This window comes from Leisingera sp. F5 (assembly GCF_001593695.1).
In genome coordinates this window covers 1-1105 of record NZ_LUKH01001332.1, presented here as the reverse complement: position 1 = coordinate 1105, position 1105 = coordinate 1, and the positions used below count along the sequence as shown (strand labels likewise).

At 62.1% G+C, this 1105-nt stretch carries 2 protein-coding genes; both read right to left on the bottom strand.

The window, feature by feature from the left end:
- Window positions 1-779: DUF2235 domain-containing protein (locus A2I95_RS41195; RefSeq protein ID WP_291738055.1), on the bottom strand; the 779-nt coding region annotated here is incomplete at its 3' end.
- Window positions 757-1105: molybdopterin cofactor-binding domain-containing protein (locus A2I95_RS41190; protein WP_291738054.1), on the bottom strand; the 349-nt coding region annotated here is incomplete at its 5' end. The genes A2I95_RS41195 and A2I95_RS41190, both read right to left, overlap by 23 nt.

Here is a 1105-nt window from a genome sequence, read left to right as displayed (position 1 = left end):
CCGACGTCACCATGGGCGCCGCGGAACCAGACCTGCTCCACATGTCCGCCCCAGTCCTTGGGGCAATCCCACAACACTGGTTTGAAAACATCGCGTGTCTCGTCCAATGCCAGCGCGTGGTAACCGCTTTTGACATGGTGGCCCAGGTGGTGGTTGTGGAAGTTGTGCCGGTTCTCCGCCCAGCGCCACAGCAGCGGCAGGCGCAGCCCCAAAGCCTTGACCGTATCCCAGGCGCCGACCATTTCAATCTCAATGTCTTCGTGGCAATGCGCTGCCGTAAATGCACTCGACGTCTTGGACCGTCCGTTCAGCCGGTAATGCCGGTAAGCGGTGCGGATATTGCGCACGGTCGCATGTTCCGCCTTCAGCAGGCCGATCCGGTCGATCACCCCGGCAAGCGAGCGCACCGCATAGGCGCCGCGGGAATAGCCGAACAGATAGATCCGGTCGCCGGGCCGGTAACGCGAGGCAAGATAGCCATAGGCCCGGCGGATCTGGCGATTGATGCCGCGCCCCATCATCACATCGGGGGCGCTGCCCCAGCCTTTCCACTGAACGCCGGATTCATAAAAAACCGAGACCTGTCCGCCCATTTCACGGCACAGACGGAACAGCTGGCCGGCATGGGTTTCATGCCCTTCTTCCAGCGTCGACATGGTGCCGTCCAGGATGATCACATGGGCATGCGGCCCGCGCAGCTTGGTTTCGCCGGAGTGTTCCGAGCGCAGCGGCCGTCCAAGCCACCCTAGAACCTTCTTACTCAGCTGCGTCAGAAACATCCCTAAGCACTTCCCAAACTCTCAGCGGGGTGAACGGCATGTCCACTTGCCGCACGCCACAGTCCCAGACCGCGTCCTGCACCGCATTTGCAACAGCGGCTAGCGCGCCAACGGTGCCTGCCTCGCCGCAGCCCTTCATCCCCATCGGGTTCTGTGTCGACGGCACAGGCTCGGAGGTAAAACCAATCATGGGGACGCCATTGGCCCGCGGCAAGGCATAGTCCATGAACGAAGCTGTGAGCAGTTGTCCGTCAGAATCATAGACAACACGTTCCAGCATGGCCTGTCCCAGCCCCTGCGCCACCCCGCCATGCACCTGCCCTTCG